24 protein-coding genes and 1 pseudogene are annotated in these 21,416 nt (G+C 57.6%); 16 read left to right on the top strand and 9 right to left on the bottom strand.

Annotated elements, in window-relative coordinates:
- Nucleotides 1-40: 40 nt before the first annotated feature.
- Together CTR2_RS23620 and CTR2_RS23615 are read left to right on the top strand one after the other, a co-directional pair.
- Nucleotides 41-1,015, top strand: coding sequence for a TerC family protein (locus CTR2_RS23620; RefSeq protein WP_087080510.1), 975 nt, complete (start codon nt 41-43; stop codon nt 1,013-1,015).
- Between the two features lie 943 nt (nt 1,016-1,958).
- Nucleotides 1,959-2,342 carry a DUF6713 family protein gene (locus tag CTR2_RS23615; protein ID WP_087080512.1) on the top strand — a complete coding sequence of 128 codons (384 nt, stop codon included), beginning with the start codon at nt 1,959-1,961 and terminating at the stop codon, nt 2,340-2,342.
- 435 nt (nt 2,343-2,777) lie between these two features.
- Here the strand turns inward: CTR2_RS23615 and CTR2_RS23610 are convergent, their stop codons facing one another.
- Nucleotides 2,778-2,951, bottom strand: a complete 174-nt coding sequence (locus tag CTR2_RS23610) for a hypothetical protein (RefSeq protein WP_176391585.1) — start codon at nt 2,949-2,951, stop codon at nt 2,778-2,780.
- A gap of 281 nt (nt 2,952-3,232) precedes the next feature.
- Here CTR2_RS23610 and CTR2_RS23605 point away from each other — a divergent pair, with 281 nt between their 5' ends.
- On the top strand, nt 3,233-4,144 hold the full coding sequence (locus CTR2_RS23605; protein ID WP_254913209.1) for a DUF4382 domain-containing protein: 912 nt from the start codon (nt 3,233-3,235) through the stop codon (nt 4,142-4,144).
- A complete protein-coding gene (locus tag CTR2_RS23600) occupies nt 4,141-4,464 on the top strand; it encodes a hypothetical protein (RefSeq protein ID WP_310224508.1) in 324 nt (107 codons plus the stop codon). Before CTR2_RS23605 ends, CTR2_RS23600 begins: the two co-directional genes overlap by 4 nt.
- A 340-nt stretch (nt 4,465-4,804) precedes the next feature.
- On the opposite strand, the gene CTR2_RS23595 is transcribed toward CTR2_RS23600, so the two are convergent.
- Both CTR2_RS23595 and CTR2_RS23590 read right to left on the bottom strand, forming a co-directional pair.
- A complete protein-coding gene (locus tag CTR2_RS23595) occupies nt 4,805-5,047 on the bottom strand; it encodes a heavy-metal-associated domain-containing protein (protein ID WP_087080514.1) in 243 nt (80 codons plus the stop codon).
- 184 nt (nt 5,048-5,231) lie between these two features.
- Nucleotides 5,232-5,693: a cupin domain-containing protein gene (locus tag CTR2_RS23590; protein WP_039049792.1), complete on the bottom strand. Its 462-nt coding sequence runs from the start codon at nt 5,691-5,693 to the stop codon at nt 5,232-5,234.
- A gap of 857 nt (nt 5,694-6,550) precedes the next feature.
- Between CTR2_RS23590 and CTR2_RS23585 the strand changes: the two genes are divergently transcribed.
- The 4 genes from CTR2_RS23585 to CTR2_RS23570 all read left to right on the top strand — a co-directional run bounded on the left by CTR2_RS23585 (nt 6,551) and on the right by CTR2_RS23570 (nt 8,666).
- Nucleotides 6,551-6,868 (top strand): winged helix-turn-helix domain-containing protein, encoded by a 318-nt coding sequence (locus CTR2_RS23585; protein ID WP_003071090.1) that lies wholly within the window; start codon nt 6,551-6,553, stop codon nt 6,866-6,868.
- 74 nt (nt 6,869-6,942) lie between these two features.
- Nucleotides 6,943-7,101, top strand: a complete 159-nt coding sequence (locus tag CTR2_RS23580) for a hypothetical protein (protein WP_153260304.1) — start codon at nt 6,943-6,945, stop codon at nt 7,099-7,101.
- A 165-nt stretch (nt 7,102-7,266) separates the two neighbouring features.
- Nucleotides 7,267-7,551 carry a hypothetical protein gene (locus CTR2_RS23575; RefSeq protein WP_087080517.1) on the top strand — a complete coding sequence of 95 codons (285 nt, stop codon included), beginning with the start codon at nt 7,267-7,269 and terminating at the stop codon, nt 7,549-7,551.
- 197 nt (nt 7,552-7,748) lie between these two features.
- Nucleotides 7,749-8,666, top strand: a complete 918-nt coding sequence (locus CTR2_RS23570) for a nitroreductase family protein (protein WP_087080519.1) — start codon at nt 7,749-7,751, stop codon at nt 8,664-8,666.
- Nucleotides 8,667-9,180: 514 nt separating this feature from the next.
- Here CTR2_RS23570 and CTR2_RS23565 read toward each other — a convergent pair.
- From CTR2_RS23565 to CTR2_RS23550, 4 genes and pseudogenes are all read right to left on the bottom strand, one after another.
- The gene (locus tag CTR2_RS23565; RefSeq protein ID WP_087080521.1) at nt 9,181-9,774 is read right to left on the bottom strand and encodes an HD domain-containing protein; all 594 of its coding nucleotides are present in this window, start codon (nt 9,772-9,774) and stop codon (nt 9,181-9,183) included.
- Between the two features lie 217 nt (nt 9,775-9,991).
- Nucleotides 9,992-10,950, bottom strand: a pseudogene (locus tag CTR2_RS23560) (catalase family peroxidase).
- Between the two features lie 91 nt (nt 10,951-11,041).
- Nucleotides 11,042-11,404, bottom strand: a complete 363-nt coding sequence (locus CTR2_RS23555; protein ID WP_087080523.1) for a COG4315 family predicted lipoprotein — start codon at nt 11,402-11,404, stop codon at nt 11,042-11,044.
- Nucleotides 11,405-11,812: 408 nt separating this feature from the next.
- Nucleotides 11,813-12,067 (bottom strand): hypothetical protein, encoded by a 255-nt coding sequence (locus CTR2_RS23550; protein ID WP_140400971.1) that lies wholly within the window; start codon nt 12,065-12,067, stop codon nt 11,813-11,815.
- On the opposite strand from CTR2_RS23550, the gene CTR2_RS23545 reads away from it, so the two are divergent.
- From CTR2_RS23545 to CTR2_RS23535, 3 genes are all read left to right on the top strand, one after another.
- Nucleotides 12,066-12,719 (top strand): cytochrome b/b6 domain-containing protein, encoded by a 654-nt coding sequence (locus CTR2_RS23545; protein WP_087080525.1) that lies wholly within the window; start codon nt 12,066-12,068, stop codon nt 12,717-12,719. The two genes, CTR2_RS23550 and CTR2_RS23545, sit on opposite strands and share 2 nt — an antisense overlap.
- Nucleotides 12,716-13,498: a molybdopterin-dependent oxidoreductase gene (locus CTR2_RS23540; RefSeq protein WP_087080527.1), complete on the top strand. Its 783-nt coding sequence runs from the start codon at nt 12,716-12,718 to the stop codon at nt 13,496-13,498. Before CTR2_RS23545 ends, CTR2_RS23540 begins: the two co-directional genes overlap by 4 nt.
- A gap of 83 nt (nt 13,499-13,581) precedes the next feature.
- Nucleotides 13,582-13,866, top strand: a complete 285-nt coding sequence (locus tag CTR2_RS23535; RefSeq protein WP_087080529.1) for a hypothetical protein — start codon at nt 13,582-13,584, stop codon at nt 13,864-13,866.
- A 602-nt stretch (nt 13,867-14,468) separates the two neighbouring features.
- Here the strand turns inward: CTR2_RS23535 and CTR2_RS23530 are convergent.
- Both CTR2_RS23530 and CTR2_RS23525 read right to left on the bottom strand, forming a co-directional pair.
- Nucleotides 14,469-15,272 (bottom strand): anti-sigma factor, encoded by an 804-nt coding sequence (locus CTR2_RS23530; protein ID WP_087080531.1) that lies wholly within the window; start codon nt 15,270-15,272, stop codon nt 14,469-14,471.
- A gap of 18 nt (nt 15,273-15,290) precedes the next feature.
- Nucleotides 15,291-15,866 (bottom strand): RNA polymerase sigma factor, encoded by a 576-nt coding sequence (locus CTR2_RS23525; protein ID WP_087080533.1) that lies wholly within the window; start codon nt 15,864-15,866, stop codon nt 15,291-15,293.
- A gap of 238 nt (nt 15,867-16,104) precedes the next feature.
- Here CTR2_RS23525 and CTR2_RS23520 point away from each other — a divergent pair, with 238 nt between their 5' ends.
- From CTR2_RS23520 to nadC, 5 genes are all read left to right on the top strand, one after another.
- A complete protein-coding gene (locus tag CTR2_RS23520) occupies nt 16,105-16,698 on the top strand; it encodes a ferritin-like domain-containing protein (RefSeq protein WP_087080535.1) in 594 nt (197 codons plus the stop codon).
- A gap of 69 nt (nt 16,699-16,767) precedes the next feature.
- A complete protein-coding gene (locus CTR2_RS23515) occupies nt 16,768-17,322 on the top strand; it encodes a DUF3455 domain-containing protein (protein ID WP_087084439.1) in 555 nt (184 codons plus the stop codon).
- A gap of 672 nt (nt 17,323-17,994) precedes the next feature.
- The gene (locus tag CTR2_RS23510; RefSeq protein ID WP_087080537.1) at nt 17,995-19,383 is read left to right on the top strand and encodes a sensor domain-containing diguanylate cyclase; all 1,389 of its coding nucleotides are present in this window, start codon (nt 17,995-17,997) and stop codon (nt 19,381-19,383) included.
- 46 nt (nt 19,384-19,429) lie between these two features.
- Nucleotides 19,430-20,368: an NUDIX hydrolase gene (locus CTR2_RS23505; protein ID WP_087080539.1), complete on the top strand. Its 939-nt coding sequence runs from the start codon at nt 19,430-19,432 to the stop codon at nt 20,366-20,368.
- Between the two features lie 150 nt (nt 20,369-20,518).
- Nucleotides 20,519-21,388 (top strand): carboxylating nicotinate-nucleotide diphosphorylase, encoded by an 870-nt coding sequence (gene nadC, locus CTR2_RS23500; protein WP_087080541.1) that lies wholly within the window; start codon nt 20,519-20,521, stop codon nt 21,386-21,388.
- Nucleotides 21,389-21,416: the final 28 nt, after the last annotated feature.

Genomic DNA, 21,416 nt, shown 5'->3' with positions numbered 1-21,416 from the left:
GTATCTCAAGGCAAAAGAAGCAAACGCTTGGGGCCATTTCATGCACAACATCGAAACCTTGGCAACTGGCCCGATGTGGGTCGGCTTCATTGTCTTTGTGCTCATCATGCTGGGCCTGGATCTATTTGTCCTCGGAGGAAACAAGGCTCACCGCGTATCGGCCAAGGAGGCTGCAAGCTGGACTGCCACCTGGATGGCTCTTGCCACCACATTCGGCGCGTTGTTATGGTGGTATTTGGACGCTACCGCAGGTCGTGAAATTGCCAATCGCAAGGCACTTGAATTCTTTACCGGCTACCTCATAGAGCAGGCATTGTCGGTAGACAACATGTTTGTCTTCGTCATGATCTTTACCTACTTCGCTGTCCCGCCAGAGTTGCAGCGACGCGTGCTGCTGTATGGAGTTCTGGGAGCGATCGTGATGCGGGCAGCAATGATTCTTGGCGGAATCTGGCTCGTTTCCGAGTTTGAGTGGGTGCTCTACGTTTTTGGGCTGCTGCTCGTGGTCACGGGCGGCAAGATGTTGATCATGGCTGAGCAAAAGCCCGATCTGGAAAAGAATCCACTGCTACGCTGGTTGCGCTGCCACATGCGTATAGCGCCAGGCTTTCACGGCCAGTCGTTTTTCGTACGCATCGATGGATTGCTTCATGCAACACCGATGTTCCTGGTGCTTCTGATGATTGAGGCGAGTGACCTGGTCTTTGCCGTGGATAGTATTCCGGCCATCTTCGCTGTCACCACCGACCCATTTATCGTTTTTACATCCAATATCTTCGCGATACTGGGTTTGAGGGCGCTGTACTTCCTGCTGGCCGACATGGCCGAACGCTTCCATCTGCTCAAGTACGGCCTTGCTCTGGTATTGATCTACATCGGAGGCAAGATGCTGATGATGCCCTGGTTTCATATGCCCGTGCATTGGTCGCTACTCATTGTTGGCTCGATTGTCCTGATTTCCGTGCTGCTTAGCGTGAAGCTCTCAGGCCGAAAATCTTCAAGGAGTGTTCTATGAGCGATGCCTGCACTCATGCCTGCGCCTGATTCGAGCGGCGCGATAGCCTTGGCAGGCTGATTTCATTGACGTGGAAAGGCGAGTGCAGCTGTGCGAACACCGGCGGCGAACGTTGGCTGGTGGCAGTGGACGGCTCCGCATGCTCTTCGCGTGCTGTTGCCGTGGGTGCCCGTTTGGTGGCAATGAGGCAAGGCAGCATGCTTGACCTCGTGAATGTGCAGTCCTGATTGAGCAATGAGGCTGCGGAGACCGAGTTGGGTCGATACGGCTGGGCAGCCACGGCCCGGGCGCGCCGAGCGCTCGCAGAATCCGCTACCCTTATCCCCTGGCATCTTCATGTCGTCATGGGTGATGATGCAATCGTGATCGTGGGTTTGGCTGAATCTCTTGGCTGCTTCTGTATTTGCATCGGCTCCCATGGGCTAACGGCAACATAAGCCGTACTGCTCGGGTCGGTGACTTGCAAAGTCTTGCGCTTGGCACAGATGCCGGTTTTGATCGTGCGTTGAGTCAGTATGTACCTGGAGTTGGCCGGCGCAACAGGTCGTCTGCATTCGTGCCGAACTGATGCATTCAGCGGATCGGCGATGCTTGACTGGTGAGAGCGGATACCAAGCAGGCATCGGCAATCGAATTCTTGCGGAGTGGTTGCGGCAGTGAGTGCTTGGCATGTGCAGTCTTCCCGTGACCGGATCTGACGGGTTTCGGCGGAACGACCAGTTCGGGTGCTCACGTTGACGCCTGAGCCGCCACTGCGCAAGCAACTACATGGTGAGTAGCCTGCGTCAAGGCGTCAAAGTCACTTGCTCAAGTCCAGCCCGAGCAGTCCGTAAATGTTCATGACCGGTCGCTCTTGGTCGTGAGAGGCTATCCCCGATTGAATTGCTTGAACAGCCCGGCCAGGGTAGTCTTTATGTCCGCAAGATAGACAGAAGCACTGTTAATGCCCATGCAAGACCGCCTTCGCCTTCTCTTTCTGGCAAATGCCACCATTCTGATCACGCATCAAATTGACGCTGCCTATTGGCATGAATGGGAGCTGTTCCTCATTCCTGGCGGCAATCAAATCAACCTGCTACTCAATATTCCAATCATTGGATTGGTCCTGTACTCGCACAGCCGGGTTGTCTCCAACATGAAAACCGGCTTGCCTTTCTACAAGTTCTTGGCCTGTCTCGGCCTTTTGACCGTAGGCATTCACGCGTTTTTCTTCCTCCAAGGCAGCGAGTCGTTCATTCAGCCCATGTCGATTGCGCTGATGCTGGCTACATTCATTCTGTCGATATGGCAGCTGATGGCTCTGCGCCATCTGGAAAATTTGCCTTAGTTCGTGAGCACCTGATCCCGGCCTGTGCCGGCAGTCAGCTTGTGTCAACGGTGGCGCCATGATGGGCAAATGACAGTCAACCGGATGGATTCATGTCTGCAAGTGCTTATGGGCCGAGCACAGCGAGGTTCAGTGCTAGCAGTTGCCTTTCTTGGCTTGCCCAGGTGGGCACCCATGAGGGTGAGGCTTTCTGTATCCGTCGTCGTAGTAGCCGTTCGGATACACGACACAGCCGCTGAGCAGCAAAGCTGTCGCGACCAGCGTTAGCACTTTTTTCATATGGATCCTTTGGATCTGCCGCATGTCACAGAGAGCTGCAGGGGGCCTTGAGAGTGATCGGCGGGATCTCGGCGGCGTCACCATTTATTTTTGCTCAAGGCCTGGAACTAGTCGTCGCGATTGATGCAGGCAACAACGCCGCTCAGCCTCAAAGGGCTAGTCGTTCTGGCCCAAGACGATCAGGACTGCACCGCTGAGGAGCAGCAGGACTGCCAAAGCTATCCAGAGCTCAAGGTTCGCGATGCTGCCCTGGGCATCCAGGGCAAATCCTGCTGCACAAGAAAGTGCCGCACTGACCACCAGCAGTGTTCCCAATTTGCTGCGCAGCATGGCTTTTGTCTGTACTTCTCTATCAATGATTGCTCAATGGCGGCAATGCAGGCTTGGCATTCGAGCCTTCATGGACCCCCATACCTGAATCACCTCGACCATGTCCTATTTTCGGTGATGACCGTGGCATATGGAGGCAGGTTTCAATGGCTTTGTTACCGAAGGTAGAGCATGGTTGGATCTGCACATAGATCGGCTCGAATGCTGGGTTCTACGAGTCGTAACACTGTATCCAAGGGCACTCCTGGCATTGCGCTGTCTTTGTTTTCAAAAGGTACCGTATGAGTGACTTGCATGGATTTCGGTCTGCCAAGATCCTGTGCTGGGCGGGTCTGGGTTTGATTGCTGCAGGCTTGGCAGCATGTGGCGGCGGCGGTGGTGGCGATAGCACTCCACAGCAAGGCACGCTCAAGCTGGCGATGACCGACGCTCCGGCCTGCGGCTACGACCATGTTTATGTCACGGTCAGCAAAATCCGCGTGCATCAGAGCGCTACGGCAGGTGCCACGGATTCCGGCTGGAGCGAGCTGGCGATTCCTGCCCAGCGCATTGACTTGCTCAGCCTCACCAATGGGGTACTGCAGGAATTGGGTTCTCTGCCGCTACCGGCTGGCAATTACCAGCAGACCCGCTTGGTGCTGGCTGACAATCCGTCCAATCCGACATCCGCCAATCCGTTGGCCAATGCACTGGTGCTTTCGGGTTCGACCAACGAGATCGCGCTGACCACTCCCGGCGGTCAACAAAGCGGCTTCAAGCTCAAGGCCAACTTCAATGTCACCGGCGGCCAGGTCGCCGATATGGTTCTGGACTTCGATGCCTGCAAGTCCATTGTCAAGGCCGGTAACTCGTGCAACTACAACCTCAAACCCGTGGTGGCCGTCATCAAGCGGTTGACTACAGCAATTGTGGGCTATGTGGATCCTGCTCTGGCCTTCAGCGTCGTGGTGTCCACGCGTGACCCGGACAACAATTTGCGAGCCACCGTGCCCAACGCCACTTCCGGCAAGTTCGTGCTGGCATATCTGCCGGAGAACACCAACTACACCGTCGTCGTTGCAGGCCGGGACCTGACCACTGCCGCAGTGACTGGCGTTCCTGTCTCGATCACCGCTGGTACCACCATGCTCAACGCATCGACGTCCCCCATCCACTGCCTGCATCTGCTTCGGCGACTGTTGCGGGCAAGGTGACAAACGCATCCAATACGCCTTTGACAGATGCCGAGGTCAATGCCCAACAGGTGCTCAGTGAAGGTCAGAGGCTGGACGTTGCATGGACCATGGTCGATCCATCCAATGCAAACTACAGCTTGACTCTTCCGCTTGGGACTCCCAATAAAGCACCATACGTCGCAAGCGGCCCCTTGGTATTCACCGTAGACGCCGCTGCTGCAGGCAAATACGGCATTCTGGGTAGTGCCTCCGGCTACACAAGCCAGACCACGGCACCAGCCGTGACGCTGACAACTGCCAACAATGTGACCACCAAGGATCTGGTTCTGGCTCCTTGAGGAAAAACTGGGCAATGGGGCGGAATGCTGCTCGTGGCATTCCGTATCCATGCCCAGATCGTGCTGTCGCCTGTTTCCCAAAATGAAAGCCTGGTCTTTAGGCCGCTTTCATTGCATCCATGGAGGATCACCAGGGTTGCAATCGCAATATGAAGCGCCGGAAGTTCCGGCAAATGACGAGTACGCTGGATGCACCAGCACTTCAGGGGGGAGCCGATCACTTTGGCGAGCTCCCAGGCCCAATCGGTCTCCTCATTACCCGAGCCGTCGTCGAAGCTCATGAGGGGGCATCATCGCCACCGCAGCATGAAAAACCGGGATGAGTCGCCTGGTATTTGCGTCAAGCAGTATTGGAGCCTGCATTGCCTGCCAGGGCGGAGGTTGGTTCAATTAGCTCAGGCGTATACCCCGCATCCTGGATGGCCTCTGCAAACTCGGCGTCAGATGCGGTTCCCGAGATAAGCACGGTTCGTTGCTTAAGCTCAAACTCGATACAGGCCTTGTCATCCATGGCCACAATTGATCGTTTGATGCGCCCAGCGCAGCCACCGCATGTCATATCGGTCACACGAAAAGCAGTCATTGCATGTTCCTTTCAAGGTTGTGAGTCAAGTCTCAACCCTGACATCATGAGAATGTCAAATGCCTTGTATCAACGGTGCTGACCGGGAACGATGCCATCTGCCAAGCTGTTCCTGATGCGCTTGGTCTGAACGAGGGGGCACGCCAGCGGCTCCGCCGAGAGCACGCTGGGAGTGCACTTGGGTTTACTTGTGCGCCTTTTGCGGATCATCTGCCGGATCGACGTAGTTCAGGTCGAATGGGCCTTCCCCGTGGATCTGGATCACTGTTGGAACCTTGAACATGGCGAAGTGATTGGTCTTGGCCGGAATCGAACCGAAGCTGCCGGCTTTTTGGACTTTGAGTGCCTTCGAGTCCCACTTGTCGCCCATTCCGATCATGACCGTGCCGGAGATGACGGTCACGTTCTCGGCTTGGCTGTGCCAATGCGGCAAGACGCGATAGCCGGCGGGCACGGACAGACGCACCACATAGGGGCCTGGTTGATTGGGATCACCTAGGAGTACCGCGAATTTGGCTCCTTTGGCGAGAACCGGAGGCGGTGCTCCCCACTCGACACCTTCGGTGCCGTGGATGGCCCAGGATGCCATAGGAATCACTGCCAGCGCGACGAGGCTGGCCGAACGAGCGAACGAGAAATGAGACATCAGAGTCTCCTTGCGCGCGACCCCATACACACCGCCGCTGACATCGCACGCGTCATCAGGGACGAGCCTCCTGAATTGGGCTGTGATGATCCGCCATGCGCACTTCACAGATGTTGACAGGAGGTATCAAAGCCTATTGCAGGCAGATTGGGTTTACAAGCCATGCCAATGCTAAAGCTAATGTCTGTGTGCGCAACTCATGGTAGCTGCCGGTTCTCGACAACCTGGAGTCAAGAGGCGCCAGGGGGCGCGTTTGCGAAGCTCGAGGTTGCAGAACCTGCAATTTGCTCCGGTATGCGGCCTCACAGGTTCCGATATGGAGTGAGGCCCTGGAATCAGCAGATCGCAGAGTCGATGGACAACAACGGCACGTTTTGCGGCTGTCGCATATCGACACAATGCAGTCCTGTGCCAGGAGACGGCTTTGCCGTGATTGGAGCTGCTCATGGTCACGTCGCGGCCTGTCAGTCATCGCTTCACAGCGCTCAGCTGAGCCACGACTCCGGGGGGCTGTGCAGTCACGAGCGGTCGTCGCATGCAGCAAATGATTTACGGCAAAGTCCGCAGTCAGCGCTCACGCAAAAGAGCTGAAGGCCTATTGCCGCGCATTCAGCCTCGATGTTCAGCGGTTTTGGCAATCCGACCATATGAACCGAGCTTGTTGACTACGCTGATGCTTAGGACTTGAGGCTTCAGCCATCGTCATAATTCGTGCTGTGCCGGAATAGTTCCGCCCAGGGCGACGTGGTTACGCTGAGCCTTCAGTAACAACACATCTTGCGCTTTCAAACCACATGTCCAATACACCTTCACGCTCTAATCTCGCTTCACCTGAAGTGAAGCTGCGCATGCGTGTGATGGCCGGTGACATCATTGCCATCGGCCCTGGGAAAATCGAACTCCTGGAGACCATTAACGAAACCAAATCCATTGCTGCGGCCGCCAAATCCCTGGGCATGTCCTACCGCCGGGCCTGGTTGCTGGTCGATGGCATCAATCATGCGCTGAATAAGCCGGCGGTGATCACATCGACGGGAGGTTCTCATGGAGGTGGTACGGAGCTCACTGAAACGGGGCATCTGGTGATTGCTCTGTATAGGCGTATCGAGCAACATGCTCTTAGGGCATGTCAAGCCGATCTGGACAAGCTGGTCGCCTTGGTCCACAGCAGCTAGGCAGGCTGGCGGCCAAGCACTGGCACGCAGCGGCATCAAGCGTGGCCAGCGGAGCGTAGTGCAAAGAATCTTTCATGGCATTGAACCTCGTGCTGCGGCTCAAGCACGAACTTCATCGCTTAACGCTCATCGCCTCCCCGTCACCACGAGGGCAGGGCGCTGAATGCATCGCATCAATGCCGTTAGACACGCTGGCCCGCTTCTCGCAAAGCATGAGCAAGCAGTGCTGCTGATTTTCATCCGCCATATCCGTTGGGCGGCTCATCTCTTCGTAATATATACTTGAATATAACGAAGGCCGGCATGGCAGACTTCGTCTAGTTGGCGCGCAGCGGCTCCTCCTGCTTCCACCTGCCACTGTCTCCCGAACTCTTGTGCTTATGTGAATTGAGATTTATATGGGAAGCGAAAAGCTCAGTGTTGAAGAGCGGCTGCAAGTGCTGGAAATACTGTTGGAGGAGTCAATCTGGGGGCTCCACCTCGACCGGCCAGAGCACCGCAAGGCTATCGCGTCTGCTCTGTATACCCGCCTTGAAGTGGCCAACCTGCACCAGGCGTACTCACCAGGCGTGACTGCCGCTTTGTATGAACAGGCGGATGCGCTGTCCGAGTTGGACAACACGCCTGATCCGCTCAAGCCCATGCTGCGTCCCTTGGTTCGATATTCAGGGGCTGCAGACTGAACGCCACATCTTCCCCTCAAAGATTTGCGCAAGCAGGCGCGTGGCTTTGCAAGGGCAGACATTGATTCACGAAGATGTGCGCTTTATGTGCAAAGACATGACGAACACGGCTTGCCCATGTCACCGTTCATAAGCGGGTTCGAGTAACCAATGCCTTGTTCGTACTTCGCGACGATCATGTTTAGTAGAGGGCTTTAGTGAAGCAAGATCACATTTCCTACCTGCTGGCCCTCCATCGGGAGCAGGACTGGGCGGCAGCAGCAATTGCATGCCAAATCTCTCAAGCGCAGTTGAAGAAAGCTGTGGCAGAAGCCGAATCCGAGTACGGCTGTTCCCTTGTGAAAACCGGGACAGTCTTTCGGGGGTTCACGCCTGAAGGCGAGAAGGTCGTTGTCTGGGCTCAAGGCTTGTCGGAGGCCATTTCCACCCTCAAGCATGTATTTGCGGTTTCGAACAGCAGAAAGGCAATTGCCCCTCTTCTGGATCGACGCTCCGTCTCACCGAAGCGACTTGAGGCACCTGGAGCGGATAGCCAGGAGATCGACCTGATGATCGAGGCGGCGTTGAGCGCACCAGATCATGGTGGTCTACATCCGTGGCGTGTACTGGTGTTTCCCGCGGATTCCCGAGCGCGGCTGGCAGATTTATTCGAACAGGAGAAATTGCGCCGCGACCCTCTAGCCTCCAGTGAGGACCTCAGGCGTGCGCGTGAGCACGCCACACGCAGCCCGACTTTGCTCGCTTTCATCATCTCGCCCAAGCTGCGCATGCGGGTGCCGGAGCGTGAGCAATGGCTGGCAGCCGGCTCAGCACTGGGCAACCTGCTGAATGCCGCGCATCAACTCGGCTTTGGTGCCATCATGCTCAGCGGAGAGCGCTGCTTCGACGTTTTGCTTTGCTCTGAGCTGGGGGTCGAGTCAACCGAGTATCTGGCCGGATTCATCAGCCTCGGCAGCATCAAGGCAGCGCCGCCGCAGCGAAAGCCCGCCATGCTCGATACTGTGAGAGCCTGCTGGCATTCTGCTGAGCCGGGTGCTGAGACGCCTGCGAAAAGTCAGATCTGCCTTGATTCGGCAGCCAGCAATGCAATCTCCGAATCACAGGCTCCCCGCTAAGCTATGCGACATCTTCGCCAGACGCAGGCGGCATGCTTTCAGCAGGCTCTGCTCTTGCCTGCTCAAGTTGGCGCAAGGAGATGACAGGCCTGCTTGAGCGGGTCACGGGCAGCGGTCGGCCCGAAGGCGGACATCAGGTCTTCACTTCGGCTATCGGCTCGAAGTCCCCAAAGATCATGCGTTTGCCTGGGAGGAGTGCTGTGGCCGTTTCGATTTGATCGTACCGCTGCATATCTGTCAAGAGACTGAGGTTTGCGACCGCAAGCTTCTGGCCCAAAGCTGCGGCTGTGCTCGACCGAGGTCGTATGAAAAAATCGAAGAGTCAGGTTTTGGGGAGCCTTCAAACCATTCCAGCGGGCGGGATTGTGGATTCCGTATCGATCTGAAAGATCGATTTCCGCATGCGGTTGCTCACCCGGGCACGATGCAGCAGCTCGATTTCGACGACCAAGGGCTGCTTTGCAGCACTGACTCTCAGACAAGAAATGCCTTGCCGGCAGCGCTTGATGCTGGCCTAGAGCGACTGGCCAGGATTGCAGGAGGCTTCGGCCATTCTCTGGCGTGTGCCTTCGTCGAGAATTTTGCGCATCAATGAAAACAGAGGTTCGGTGCTGGTGTGCTTCTGACCGTATGTCAGATTGAATCCGTAGTCGAAGTCGGCCGGATTGGCTCCCTGGTTGTGCTGAAGAATGGTCTCCAGCTTGTCCAGTGCCTTCACGGCTTTGGCTTCGGGCGATGCGGCATCCTCATACTCCTGCCAAAGCGCAAGGATCTCGGCTTGGTGCGACTCATCGAGCGAGCGTGTGACATGCAGCAGATCGGCCTTTTCCTGCTCGCTTTTGTCAGGATGCTGGTCTTTCTCGATGGCAGGAATGTCTCCGTGAATCGCTTCGCCCAAATCATGCACAAGGCACATTTTCAGCAGCTTGAGCATGTCCATGCCGGCAAGCTCGTCCTCGAATGTCATCGCCATCAGGCACAGACGCCAAGTATGTTCGGCGGTGCTCTCCGTCCTGCCTGTCGATGTGTGCGCGCTTCGAAGCACGCTCTTGAGCTTTTCCGCTTCCTGCAGAAAGGCCAGACGGCCCTTGATCTTGTCGATATCCATGCCCGATTCTATAAAGACCCATATGCTCCCGGTCGCCGCATGCTGAAAACTCCTGCTGAAAAGCCAGGGAGGCCAGGAAACGAGCATTCGTCCCATGTACTCTGCCGGATGTACGCAGCGCAGAGCACATAGGCTGGTTGGGCCGTGAACTGCAAGGTCTGCCGACCGCAGTCTCGGATGCCCGGATGTCTTGATCCATTCGAGGTGATCTTGGAATTCATTGACCGCTCAAGCGCTTGCCAAATGACACAGCATAGGCCTGGGAGCGAAAGCGGAGCACCGGATCATTGGTCGGCGCAATGCCGTCGGCCATGACCATCGGGTCAAAGTTGATCGACTCGCACATGGATGTTTTTTGGGGCGAGGCACTGGTGATCGTCAATGTACCGGCCTTGAACTCGGGCCGCTGTGCAGGCCAGGGCTGCGTAGGGTCGTCCTGTGGATCGCCAGGCTGCCCTATAGTCACCAGCATGTCCCAGCGAGCCGGCTTTTGCGCCGTGCTGTCGATCAAGGCTTTCTCCAGGAAGTCGGCACCTGCCGTCTTCAATGCTTCGTTGCTCAGAGACTTCTCACCCTCCTGCGGCACGAAGCGCCAGCGCACCGGGGTCACCTTGTCCTGTGCGTTGATGAACTTAAGGTGTGAATTCCAAAGAATGCGCTGTGGGTGTAGCTATCTGGCGGGTTGTGGCTGGCCAAGTATTGGGCCTGGGCATGATGGTCGGGATGGGAAGCCTTGAATGCGCTGAGCGTTTCCGGATCTGGCTTGCCGGTGGTGGGATCCGGGCGCTGGGCCAAAGTCAGATCCAGGAAAGTCCTGGTGCTGGATGCACCGAATATGGGGGTGTTCAACATGGACATCTGCTGCAACTGCCCCTGCGGGAGCTTGAATTGCAGCGCCATGCCACGCGCGCTCCTGGCGGCATCAGTGACCTTGGGATTGCCACCTGCCAGAGAGAAGCGGGCGATTACCGGAACGACTTTGCCTGTGAACAAGATGGAGCGCGAGTAGCCGGCCGCCTCAGCGGTGCCGACGAATTCGCCGATCGCGCAGCTTCCTTTGATGTGATTGCGGCGCTGTCCCTGGTGCACGCCAAAGCTACCTTCCAGAGCCTGGACAACCTCGGGTGCCGTCACTTCAGGTTCTGCAGCCTGGAGGAACACCGGGGGCAGCGCCATGATGCAAGCTGCTGCGAGCTTTATTTTTCTGCGGTTCATTGCTTCTTCCTTTCAATGCTCGGACCTTGGACTCTTAGGGTTGGGCTGTGTGTCAGGCGTTGTTGAGAAAGCCATCTCCCGTCTTGTCTCCTGGCTTGGCATCTTTGGCCCAGTAGTAGAGCGGACGGCCTTTGTAGGCCCATTGTTTGTCGCCGCTGTCACGGATCACGACGCTCCGGTCGCCATTGGCAGCGCTGCCTGCGGCCACCATCGACGGAGGCCAGTTCGTGGCGCAGACTCCGTTGCACACGCTTTTAGCGGCATCCGTGTCGAAGACATAGAGCGTCATCTGATTGGGGCCAACGAGCACACCATTGATGGCGGAGGCTGGCATCTGTGCCTGGGTCCCGGATGTCATGGCACAGACCGCCAGCAGCACCGAGTTCAGGGCGGCAAGGAAAACGAGGCGGGTCATGGAGTCTCTTTTTGGTTGACGTGCTGTAAACAGTTCAACGAAGCGGTTTATTCCATGGAGAGCTGTAACTGCGCGGTTTTCAATCTCTATTGATGTCAACGAGGCAGGCCATACGTAGCTCAGGCTGCGTCACACAATAGACATATCCCTGGGGCCGGTCTCTGCGGCTCGAAGCTGTCGAGGAAAACCGGTGCGCAGCCGGGTCAAGCGGCTCATGGATGAGCTGCATCGCCCCAAAAGCGATACAGGTCTGCGCCACTGTTGTCGGGTAGTCATTGATAGCGAAGCAGATGGCAATCTGAACAATCCGCCTTTACTAGGTCAAGCCTGAAGCGCTCGCTCAACCAGGCGTTTCTGAGGCCGTCGTCTAAGCGAGCTTAGTTGCTGGAAAGCAGAGTGGCCGGTCAGTCAGTCCTTGCAGGCATGGGAGCTGCAGCTTTGCTCAGCTGTGAATCTTTGCCAGTCTTGTCGTTCAAGAAGTGGGACTGTGAACCCTCGAAAAATAGGCTGGAAGCCTTTGGTCTTGGCTGTGCTGCAACTGCCCTGAAGCATGGAGGTGGAAGAAGCTCGATTCAGCTCATCAACTGCGCTTGCCGAACTATCACGATTTTTTGAACTTTCGGTGAGGACTTCGAGATCAGGTGCGCGAAACAATGCGCTCATGCCTTCTCCTGCACATCAACCGTCGAAGCGCAGCGCCACAGTTCAGCCGTTGTGGCTGCGCATGACCCACTGGATCAATGCTCTAGCTGTGCTGGTCATGGTGATGAGCGGCTGGCGAATCTACAACGCCTCGCCCATTTTTGACTTCTTCTTTCCCGCCGGCCTCACCCTGGGCGGCTGGCTGGGTGGCGCACTGCAATGGCATTTCGCGGGTATGTGGCTGTTCGTGCTCAATGGGCTGGCCTATCTGTTGCTCAATCTGTTCACGGGCAGGTTTGCGCAGCGCATGCTTCCCGTCACTGTACGCGGCATATTGCGTGACACCTGGCTCGCACTGACGGCACGTTTGTCGCATTCAGACTTGAGTCACTACAACCAGCTGCAGCGCGCAGCCTACCTGTTTGCCGTTGCAGATTTGATATTGCTGGTGCTCAGTGGCCTGGTGATCTGGAAGTCGGTGCAGTTTCCGCTGCTGCGCGAGCTTCTGGGTGGCTACGACATGGCACGACGCATTCATTTTTACTGCATGGCGGCCATTGTCTGCTTTGTTGCCGTTCATCTTTTCATGGTCGTACTGGTTCCGCGCTCTTTGCTCCTCATGGTGCTGGGCCGCCCGACGTTCCGTCCTGAGATCAAGGAGAGCACGACATGAGCACATCCCTCTGGCATAGGGACAACGGTGAAGTAGTGGTCGCCGAGGCTAGTCGCCTGATCGACAGGCAGTTGTCGCAATCAACGCGTCGGCAGTTTCTGGCACGAGGTCTCACACTGGGTGGCATCGGCCTGCTCAGTGGGTGCCGCATCGACGACAACGCCACAGCGGAAGCGGCGCTCTCCCGGATATCGCGCTTCAATGATCGTATACAGGGTTGGCTGTTCGACTCCTCGCGTCTTGCACCTACTTACCCCGAATCCATGATCACCCGGCCATTTCCCTTCAATGCTTTTTATGAGGAAAGCAAGGTTCCGGAAGTGGACGGAGCCAGTTTTCTTCTGGAGGTCACAGGCCTTGTGGCCGACAAGCGCGGCTGGACGCTCCATGAGCTGCGCGCGCTGCCGCAGTACGCGCAGGTCACGCGCCACATCTGTGTGGAGGGCTGGAGCGCCATCGGCAAATGGGGTGGTCCACGCTTTGGTGATTTTCTACGCGCCGTGGGAGCTGACCTCAGTGCCCGCTATGTAGGCTTTCAATGTGCCGATGACTACTACACCAGCATCGATATGGCGACAGCCCTGCATCCTCAGACGCTGCTTGCCCTCGACTGGGATGGGCAGCCTCTGCCGCCCAGATACGGCTTCCCGATGAAGCTTCGCATGCCTACCAAGCTGGGCTACAAGAATCCCAAGCACATACGGGCCATCTTCGTGAGCAACTCCTTCAACCGCGGCTACTGGGAAGACCAGGGCTACAACTGGTTCGGCGGTAGTTGAGGAAACACTTCTTCAAACCGATCTCTCCTGTTCCCACTGCGGCGCATGCCGTCTTTTTCCACCTGAGCCAAGAAAGTACCATCATGAAACACGCATTCATCACCACCGCGCTTTCCATGTGTCTGGCATTGAGCGTCACTTCGGCCTTTGCAGCCGATGCGATGACCAAGGAGCCCATGGGCAAAGATCAAATGGGCATGGACAAGCCTGCCATGGGCAAGGACACCAAGCACAAGGATTCCATGAGCATGAGCAAGGGCGCAATGACCAAGGACGGAAAATCCTCCATGGACCACATGGGCAAGGACAAGATGAGCAAGGACGCCATGGATAAGGAAGGAATGTCCAAGGGCGCCATGAGCAAATAGCAAGCAAGGGAGCGGCAATAGCCATCTCGACGTCTTGTCGCTCCCCACACTCCACCATGCTCGATTTTTGTGGATTGAGCTGCAGGTACTGCGTCCGCAGCCGACGCAGCATCAAGCTCATTTTGTTTCTGCAATCACAACCTGCGGGCCACCCTGGCCAGGCTGGGTTGTCACGAAGCGGCCGGAAGACGAGCAGATGCTGTCCTGAAAGATAGCCGGCTCGCTCCTGCGCAGGAGGGCTGATGTCCGAAGTTCGAGGGGCGGCATCTGTACTAGCCGAGCAGGTGCCAATCATCACCGGCATTCTTACTGGTGATTCAAGAGATCAGGGCTGTAGCCGCACATCCATCCAGGCTGCCACGTCAGCATGTCCTGACCATGGTCATACAGTGATGTCGCAACTGACGTTGCGCCTCCGAGAGGCCTGAAAGATGGCCGCGCATTTGCCAAGCAATTAAAAGCGCTCATTCAGGAGAGCAAGCTGATACACCGTTTTTGCAGCAGAAAGCAGCGACAGGACTCGCCACTTATGGCCGCCGTTGAACCTCAATGGCTCCGGATAAATCGGGCACGGTTCGCTGCAGTGTCAATGGAGATGCGAATCAGAGATCACGGCGAATGAGTGAGCCCTTGAAAAGCACCGGGCCAGTCGGCCCCGTTGAGCTGGGGACGCCGCCTTTCGGCTCCAGGCTGATGGCCAGGGCCGGGATTGCGTTCACATCGCTCTCCTGCGCAGTGAGTTGCTCAAGCTTTCCATCACCCATGACGCCCAAAGAGCGCGGAGCGCCTTGCTGGGGCAAGGCCCACAGTTGCAAAGACTGGTTGTCCGCTTCTTTAAAGCCGCTCACACGCTGCAACACCAATTGCTTATGTCGAGGATCGAACGTCACCAGCACGGATGCATCGGCCTTGCCGTCGGCCAGCACCGCCACATACTGAATCTGGGGGGCAGCCTGCAGTGCAGCCTGTGCCATCTGGAGCTGAGCTTGCAGCGCAGACAGTTGTTGCCGTGAGGCGTCTTCGAGCCCCCGCTGAAACCAAAGTCCCACCGAGATAGCCGCTACAGTGGCCAGTCCGCCTGCCAGGGCCAGCCCACGCCACCAAGCGAGTGATGGCACTGGCGGCTTCGATACAACAGCTTCACGTTGGCGAGCCAGTCTGATGTTGGCATCTTCGGCTTGCAGCAAATTGACTATGCGCGTCCAGACCGCTGCATCGGGCTGTATTGGAGTCTGAACCTCGGAGAAGGCCGACCAGCGACCTTGCCACAGCAATGCTGCCGCCCGTACCTGCGGATATTCGCGTGCCAGTTGCTCAAAGCGTCGGCGTGCTCCCCCGTGCAATGTTCCCAAGGAATAGGACGCAGCCAGACGGTCGAGCAATTCGGGGTTTCGAGTCAGATTCATGATGTGGACTCCTGGCGCTCAGACATGGCGGGCCATGCATTTGCGCAGTTGCTCCAGGCTGCGGCGCATCCATGTCTTGACGGTGCCCAGCGGCAGCTTCAGGCTGCTGGCCAGCTCGCTATGACTTAAATCCCTCAGATAGGCCAAGCTCACCACTTGGCGCTGGGGCTGCGCCAGTTGTTGCAGGCACTGATGCAATGCCGCGGCCTGTTCGCTAGCCTCAATCAGCTGCATGGGCGCTTGCGCATCCTTGTCCTGCAAAAGCTCTTCTACGCTTTCGATAGGGACATTGAGATGCAGGCGCTCGGCTCTGCGCCGGCGCAAAAAGTCCAAAGCCCGGCTGCGCACCAGCATGCCCATCCAGGCCAGGGGCGGGCTGAGCGAGTCTCGGTAGGTCTCCGCACTGCGCCAGATGCCCAGAAAGCTCTCTTGCAACACGTCCTCGGCCCACTCTTTGTTGGCGACGATGCGCAGAGCCAGCCCATACAGCCGCGAGGCAGTCAGGTCGTACAGCAGCTTGAGAGCACGCTCATCCCGGGCTGCGACGCGGTCGAGTAAGTCCATCAGTTCGTTGTCCGGTGTTTTGGCGCTCATGCAGCCATTGTGAACAGAAGTGCCTCTTTAATGCGGCGCTGTTGGATAACTGCCAAGGCGTGTTGCCGACCTTGCCTGTTTACCTATACGCAGCATCTCGGCTGTCGGATGTGGGCAACGCATGAATTGGCGCAGAAATATTTTCAAAAACTTGAATCCACCGATCCGCAGACTGCGTATTCCAAGAGTCGGACATTGAAATTGCTCGACACAGCTCCACAGTCAACTAGGAGTCATCATGAAGATCAATCTGTTTGAAGGCCATTCCTCCCTCATGGCATCGCGACGCGGATTTCTGGGTACTACCGGTACTTTGTCAGCGGTGGCCGTCGCCATGCTGGCAGGTAGCGAAGCTCTGGCTCAAGGCATGGGTAATGACCCAGCCAAGGATGTATCCATCCTCAATGTGGCCCTGGGGCTGGAACATGAAGCAATCAATGCATACCAGCTGGGAGCCGGTAGCGGTCTGCTGCAAAAGCCCGTGCTGGATGTCGCCCTGCTGTTCCAAAGCCATCACAAGGCCCACCGTGACGCCCTGATTGCAACCATTCAGAAAATGGGTGGCAAGCCGGTAGCCGAGGCCCCGATGCAGACCTATGCCGAATCGCTGAAGGCTGCAACCCTGAAAAGCCAGGCTGATGTACTGGCTCTCGCTGCAAGACTGGAGCTTGGAGCGACCAACGCCTACCTGGGCGTCATTCCCGCCTTTGAGAGCCGCGATCTGGCCAAGGTCGCGGGACGCCTGGCGGCTGATGAAACCATGCACTACACGGCCCTGATCTCGGCTCTCGGTCGCCCCTTGCCAAGCAATGCTTTGTCATTTGGCGGCTGACCTGGCGAAGTCCAGAGTACCGGGCAGTCTCGCCCAGTGCATTTTTTCACCTTGTTTGAGGGAATCATCATGAAGCACCGACACACACTTTCACTGACTGCTCTGTGCCTATCCGCGCTTGGCCTGAGCGCTTGCTCATCCATGGGCTCGCACTCCATGTATTCACAAGCCGAACTTCCGGCTTCCGTGCAAGTACCCGCAGGACACAAAGTGGCCATGGAGACTGTGGGTATTGGCCAGATCACCTATGAGTGCCAGGCCAAAAAGGACATGGCAGCCGAGCACGAATGGGTGTTTGTAGGCCCCGATGCCAAGCTGCAAACGCGAAGCGGTACGGTCATCGGCAAATACTGGGGGCCGCCAGCGACCTGGGAGAATAACGACGGCTCCAAGATCACTGCCACGCAGCTTGCCGTGGCTCCTGCCGGAGCGGGCAATATCCCTCTGCAACTGGTCAAGGCCAACCCTGCCACCGGCATGGGAGCCATGCAGGGGGTGACCTTTATCCAGCGTGTGGCAACCAAGGGAGGCGTCGCGCCGAGCATGGCCTGCGGAGCCGCGAATCTGGGCAGCAAGCAGATCGTGCAGTATCAGGCCGACTATATTTTCTGGAAAGCAGCCTGACAGAGAGTCCAGCGGCGCGCCTTCCCTGTCAGAGACCGGAACGTTGCGCCTTTTTTCAGCCTGGTGCATGGGGTGCTTCTGCTTGGATGGGCATCCCCACGCAGGCCAGGTGGCGAGGGCGTGCCCCATGGATCTCGTGGCTCAATCGCACCGGGTAACCAGAGCCTCGATTTCGGTACCTTGCCCCGAATCGCCTGCGGCAATGGTCTGCGAGGGCTTGATTTCGGCAGCCACGATGCGTGTCCCCGGCCTATGCCGGAGCCACTGCCGGTCACCATGCTTTCTTTCCATTGATGCTTGCTTCTAGGAATCATGGAAATGGCTGCGGCACGTCACTGGGGTGGCAGCCTTTTCCGGCTTCGGCAATGCAAGACCGACTGGTAAGGGGCAGCCCCGTGTTCCCATTGCGGTCGGCTGAGGCTGGCAGATGCCACCTGATTACAGTTTGAGCTACCGATGTCTCTGACCATGGGTGATGCGCGCGGGGGACGGGAGCGGGCAGTTCAACCCGCGGGAAAAGCCTGGAAATTGACGGTTTATGGCCCGGTAGCCGCACTGCTGAGGGCAGCTCGGCGTGGACAAGCTGAGATGCTGATGTTTTTGGTATGCGCAAGTGACGCAAAGTAACGAATAATGAGCCTTCACGACTGCAAGCGCGCTCGAGGTTCAAACATGATTCGTGCCAATGCCATCGCAAAGCGAACGATCACCGGCCAGTTGCTGGAGATCGCCATGGCTCAGTCCTTTTGCGCAGTGATGATTACCGATGCCAGGTTGAATGGAGAGGGGCCTGTCATCGAGTACTGCAATGCAGCCATGTGCGAGATGACCGGATACACCGAAGCAGAGCTTCTGGGCCGATCGCCGCGCATGTTGCAGGGGCCGCTGACGGATCAACTGGTATTGCAGCGTTTGCATGAGTCTCTGGAGCAAGGCCTGCCATTTCAGGGCAGTGTGGTGAACTACCGCAAGGACGGCTGCACCTACCACGTGGAGTGGAATATTTCCCCCGTGCGTGATGAGAAGGGCGTCATTCGGCATTTTGTGGCGGTGCAGCGCGATATTTCGGAGCGTGTGCAGGCCGAGCAGGAGCGCGCGCTACTCGCGAGGGCATTGAATGCGGCCAATGACGGCATTTTGATCACGGATCGCGACTCCACCATCGTCTTTGTCAACCAGGCTTTTGAAGCTCTCACGGGCTATAGCGCGGCGGAACTGCTGGGCCAGCCCACCGAGATGCTGCGCTCGGGCCTGCATGAGCCGGAGTTCTATGCCCAGTTGCAGGAAGCATTGAGTCTTGGCCACAATTTTCGTGCCACCTTCATCAACCGTCACAAGAGTGGCGGCGTGTATTACGCCGAGCAGAGCATTGCAGCTCTGCGCGACGAGTCAGGGCAGGTCAGCCACTATGTAGGGGCATCCAAGGACATCAGCCGCATGGTGCAGCGAGAGATGGAGCTGCGTGAGCGTGCAAACCGCGACAAGCTGACGGGCTTGCTCAACCGCCATGCGGGCGAGGCCGAGCTCAAGCGCAACCAGCTCCAGGCTCAGAATCAGCTGCGGCCTTATGGCGTGATATTGGGCGATATCGACCTTTTCAAGCAGGTCAACGACCGCTTTGGCCATGTTGCCGGAGATCGTGTGCTCAAGATGGTGGCACATGTGCTTTCCGGCAAGGTTCGTCGCTATGACCATGCCGTGCGCTGGGGCGGAGAGGAGTTCCTGATCGTCCTCTCGGATGCCAGCCTTGGTGTGGCCGCGGGCCTGGCAGAGCGCATTCGCTGTGCCGTGGCGGAATGCGCCGATCCCGAGGTGGGGCATTTCACCATTTCTTTAGGGGTTGGGCTCTGGGAGCCGGGCGAAACCGAGGACGATCTGCTCAAGCGCGCAGATGCGGCGCTATACAGGGCCAAGCATAGGGGGCGCAACCAGGTGGCCATCGCCACGGGGTCGATGAACATGCCTTTGGTGCAGGCGCCCGAGTTGCTGGCGCAGGGCGATTCCTTGACCTTTTCGGGGAAGAGTCCGGATAAGCCGTGGACAGGGGCTGCCTCACCGTAGAATTTGCTCTTCCTCCCTGTCCTCGTCTTCATAGCTTTTGAGTGGTTTGAACAATTCCGAACTGCATTCCGTGCAGGCCGATCTGGTGGCAGTGCTGGTTGCCGTCACGGGTGGCCAGCCACGTATCCTGACCACCGGGTCCGGGCGAGCCTTGCCTGCCGGGCCTTTTACCAGCAACCACCGCTCGCTGCAGGCCAGCTTGCGTGCCTGGGTGGAGAAACAGACCCACCATCCTCTGGGCTTTGTGGAGCAGCTCTACACCTTCGCAGACCGGGAGCGCTCGCAGCAACTGGGCATGCATGTCATCTCCATCAGCTATCTGGCGCTGACTCAGGAACTGGATGAGGTCGGTGCCGCACAGCCGGGCTGGCAGGACTGGTACCGCTACTTTCCCTGGGAGGACTGGCGCGACGGGATGCCCGGCGTGATTGCCGAGCGCATTGCGCCAGCGCTGCATGCCTGGAGCGAATCTGCTTCAGATAGTGTAGCTAGAAGTGCACGCTGGCAAAGAGCTTCAATGACTTTTGGCCTTGATGAGCACGAATGGAACGAGGAGCTGGTTCTGCAGCGCTACGAGCTGCTGTTTGAGGCAGGTGTGGTGCCCGAAGCCTGGGGCGAGGGCGATGAAGCACGCGCGGCCGAATTGCTGCCCGGTGCCGCCATGAGTAATGATCACCGCCGCATTCTGGCTACCGGCATGGCCCGTTTGCGCGCCAAGATCAAATACCGGCCCGTGGTGTTTGAGCTGATGCCCGAGGAATTCTCGCTGCTGCAGTTGCAACAGACTGTGGAGGCATTGGCGGGGCGCGGCTTGCACAAGCAGAACTTCCGGCGCCTGATCGAGCAGCAGGCGCTGGTTGAGGAAACAGGCCAGATGACGGCCGTAGGTGCGGGCCGCCCGGCCAAGCTGTTTCGCTTTCGACGCAATGTAATGCTGGAGCGCGCCATTGCTGGCAACAAGCTGCCGCTGGCAAGAAGTCATTAGCCCCTGAACCACTCTTGGGATGGAGGACTGTTTTAACTGCGGGAGCGGCTTGACTTAAATAATGCTCAGTCTTAGCATAAGTCCGTTTGCGTAAGGCCTGAAAGCGATCTGGAAGTCTTTGCGTTTTTTATTGAACTAAAAATACTCAAAATGAGCATTAATAAAATTGCAGCCTTGCCCGTCCCATCCCTGCCCGATGTAATGCTGGAGCCGCTGGTACGCATGGCCTTGCTGGAAGATCTGGGACGTGCCGCAGACTTGACCACCGACACCATTGTTCCTGCCGATGCGATGGGCGAGTTGCGTCTGGTGGCCAGGCAGGATGGAATCTTGGCCGGACTTGATCTGGCACGTCTGGCCTTTGTGCTGATGGATGCTCGCATGGAGTTTGACGTCCGCTGCGCAGACGGCACGCTGCTGCAGCCTGGCATGGAGATCGCCCGCATTCGTGGCAAAAGCCGAGCCATTCTCACGGCCGAGCGTACGGCGCTCAACTACCTTTGCCATCTCAGCGGCGTGGCCAGCGCCACGCATTCGATTGCAGAGGCCGTCAAGCCCTTCGGCACCCGAGTGACCTGTACGCGCAAGACCATGCCGGGCCTGCGAGCCTTGCAGAAGTACGCCGTGCGTGTCGGTGGCGGCAGCAACCACCGTTTTGGCCTGGACGACGCCGTACTCATCAAGGACAACCACATTGCACTGGCCGGCGATGTCGCCACGGCGGTGGGACGTGCTCGTGCGGGCGTGGGACATATGGTCAAGATCGAGCTGGAAGTGGATACGCTGGCCCAGCTGGATGTGGCGCTGCAACTGGGCGTGGATGTAGTGCTGCTGGACAATATGGGTCTGGATGATTTGCGCATTGCGGTCGGCATGTGCAAGGGCCGGGCCATCACCGAAGCCTCGGGGCGTATTACCCCCGAAACTGCAGCTGCCGTGGCTGCCACGGGCGTGGATCAGGTTGCCGTGGGCTGGCTCACGCACAGCGCGCGCGTGCTCGATATAGGCCTGGACGCTTGAACTGAGATACCCCCTGAGCCGCTGCGCG

Origin of the sequence: Comamonas thiooxydans, from assembly GCF_002157685.2 — a bacterium.
In the GTDB taxonomy this organism is placed as follows: Bacteria; Pseudomonadota; Gammaproteobacteria; order Burkholderiales; family Burkholderiaceae_C; genus Comamonas; species Comamonas testosteroni_H.
The sequence above is the reverse complement of the archived record's forward strand: the minus strand, read 5'-3'. Positions and strand labels throughout refer to the sequence as shown.

Coding starts and splice junctions, on each gene's coding strand:
- CTR2_RS23620 (WP_087080510.1), top strand. CDS start 41: ATGCACAACATCGAAACCTTGGCAACTGGCCCGATGTGGGTCGGCTTC.
- CTR2_RS23615 (WP_087080512.1), top strand. CDS start 1,959: ATGCCCATGCAAGACCGCCTTCGCCTTCTCTTTCTGGCAAATGCCACC.
- CTR2_RS23610 (WP_176391585.1), bottom strand. CDS start 2,951: ATGCTGCGCAGCAAATTGGGAACACTGCTGGTGGTCAGTGCGGCACTT.
- CTR2_RS23605 (WP_254913209.1), top strand. CDS start 3,233: ATGAGTGACTTGCATGGATTTCGGTCTGCCAAGATCCTGTGCTGGGCG.
- CTR2_RS23595 (WP_087080514.1), bottom strand. CDS start 5,047: ATGACTGCTTTTCGTGTGACCGATATGACATGCGGTGGCTGCGCTGGG.
- CTR2_RS23590 (WP_039049792.1), bottom strand. CDS start 5,693: ATGTCTCATTTCTCGTTCGCTCGTTCGGCCAGCCTCGTCGCGCTGGCA.
- CTR2_RS23585 (WP_003071090.1), top strand. CDS start 6,551: ATGGCCGGTGACATCATTGCCATCGGCCCTGGGAAAATCGAACTCCTG.
- CTR2_RS23580 (WP_153260304.1), top strand. CDS start 6,943: ATGGCATTGAACCTCGTGCTGCGGCTCAAGCACGAACTTCATCGCTTA.
- CTR2_RS23575 (WP_087080517.1), top strand. CDS start 7,267: ATGGGAAGCGAAAAGCTCAGTGTTGAAGAGCGGCTGCAAGTGCTGGAA.
- CTR2_RS23565 (WP_087080521.1), bottom strand. CDS start 9,774: ATGGATATCGACAAGATCAAGGGCCGTCTGGCCTTTCTGCAGGAAGCG.
- CTR2_RS23555 (WP_087080523.1), bottom strand. CDS start 11,404: ATGACCCGCCTCGTTTTCCTTGCCGCCCTGAACTCGGTGCTGCTGGCG.
- CTR2_RS23545 (WP_087080525.1), top strand. CDS start 12,066: ATGCCTTCTCCTGCACATCAACCGTCGAAGCGCAGCGCCACAGTTCAG.
- CTR2_RS23550 (WP_140400971.1), bottom strand. CDS start 12,067: ATGAGCGCATTGTTTCGCGCACCTGATCTCGAAGTCCTCACCGAAAGT.
- CTR2_RS23540 (WP_087080527.1), top strand. CDS start 12,716: ATGAGCACATCCCTCTGGCATAGGGACAACGGTGAAGTAGTGGTCGCC.
- CTR2_RS23535 (WP_087080529.1), top strand. CDS start 13,582: ATGAAACACGCATTCATCACCACCGCGCTTTCCATGTGTCTGGCATTG.
- CTR2_RS23530 (WP_087080531.1), bottom strand. CDS start 15,272: ATGAATCTGACTCGAAACCCCGAATTGCTCGACCGTCTGGCTGCGTCC.
- CTR2_RS23525 (WP_087080533.1), bottom strand. CDS start 15,866: ATGAGCGCCAAAACACCGGACAACGAACTGATGGACTTACTCGACCGC.
- CTR2_RS23520 (WP_087080535.1), top strand. CDS start 16,105: ATGAAGATCAATCTGTTTGAAGGCCATTCCTCCCTCATGGCATCGCGA.
- CTR2_RS23515 (WP_087084439.1), top strand. CDS start 16,768: ATGAAGCACCGACACACACTTTCACTGACTGCTCTGTGCCTATCCGCG.
- CTR2_RS23510 (WP_087080537.1), top strand. CDS start 17,995: ATGATTCGTGCCAATGCCATCGCAAAGCGAACGATCACCGGCCAGTTG.
- nadC (WP_087080541.1), top strand. CDS start 20,519: ATGAGCATTAATAAAATTGCAGCCTTGCCCGTCCCATCCCTGCCCGAT.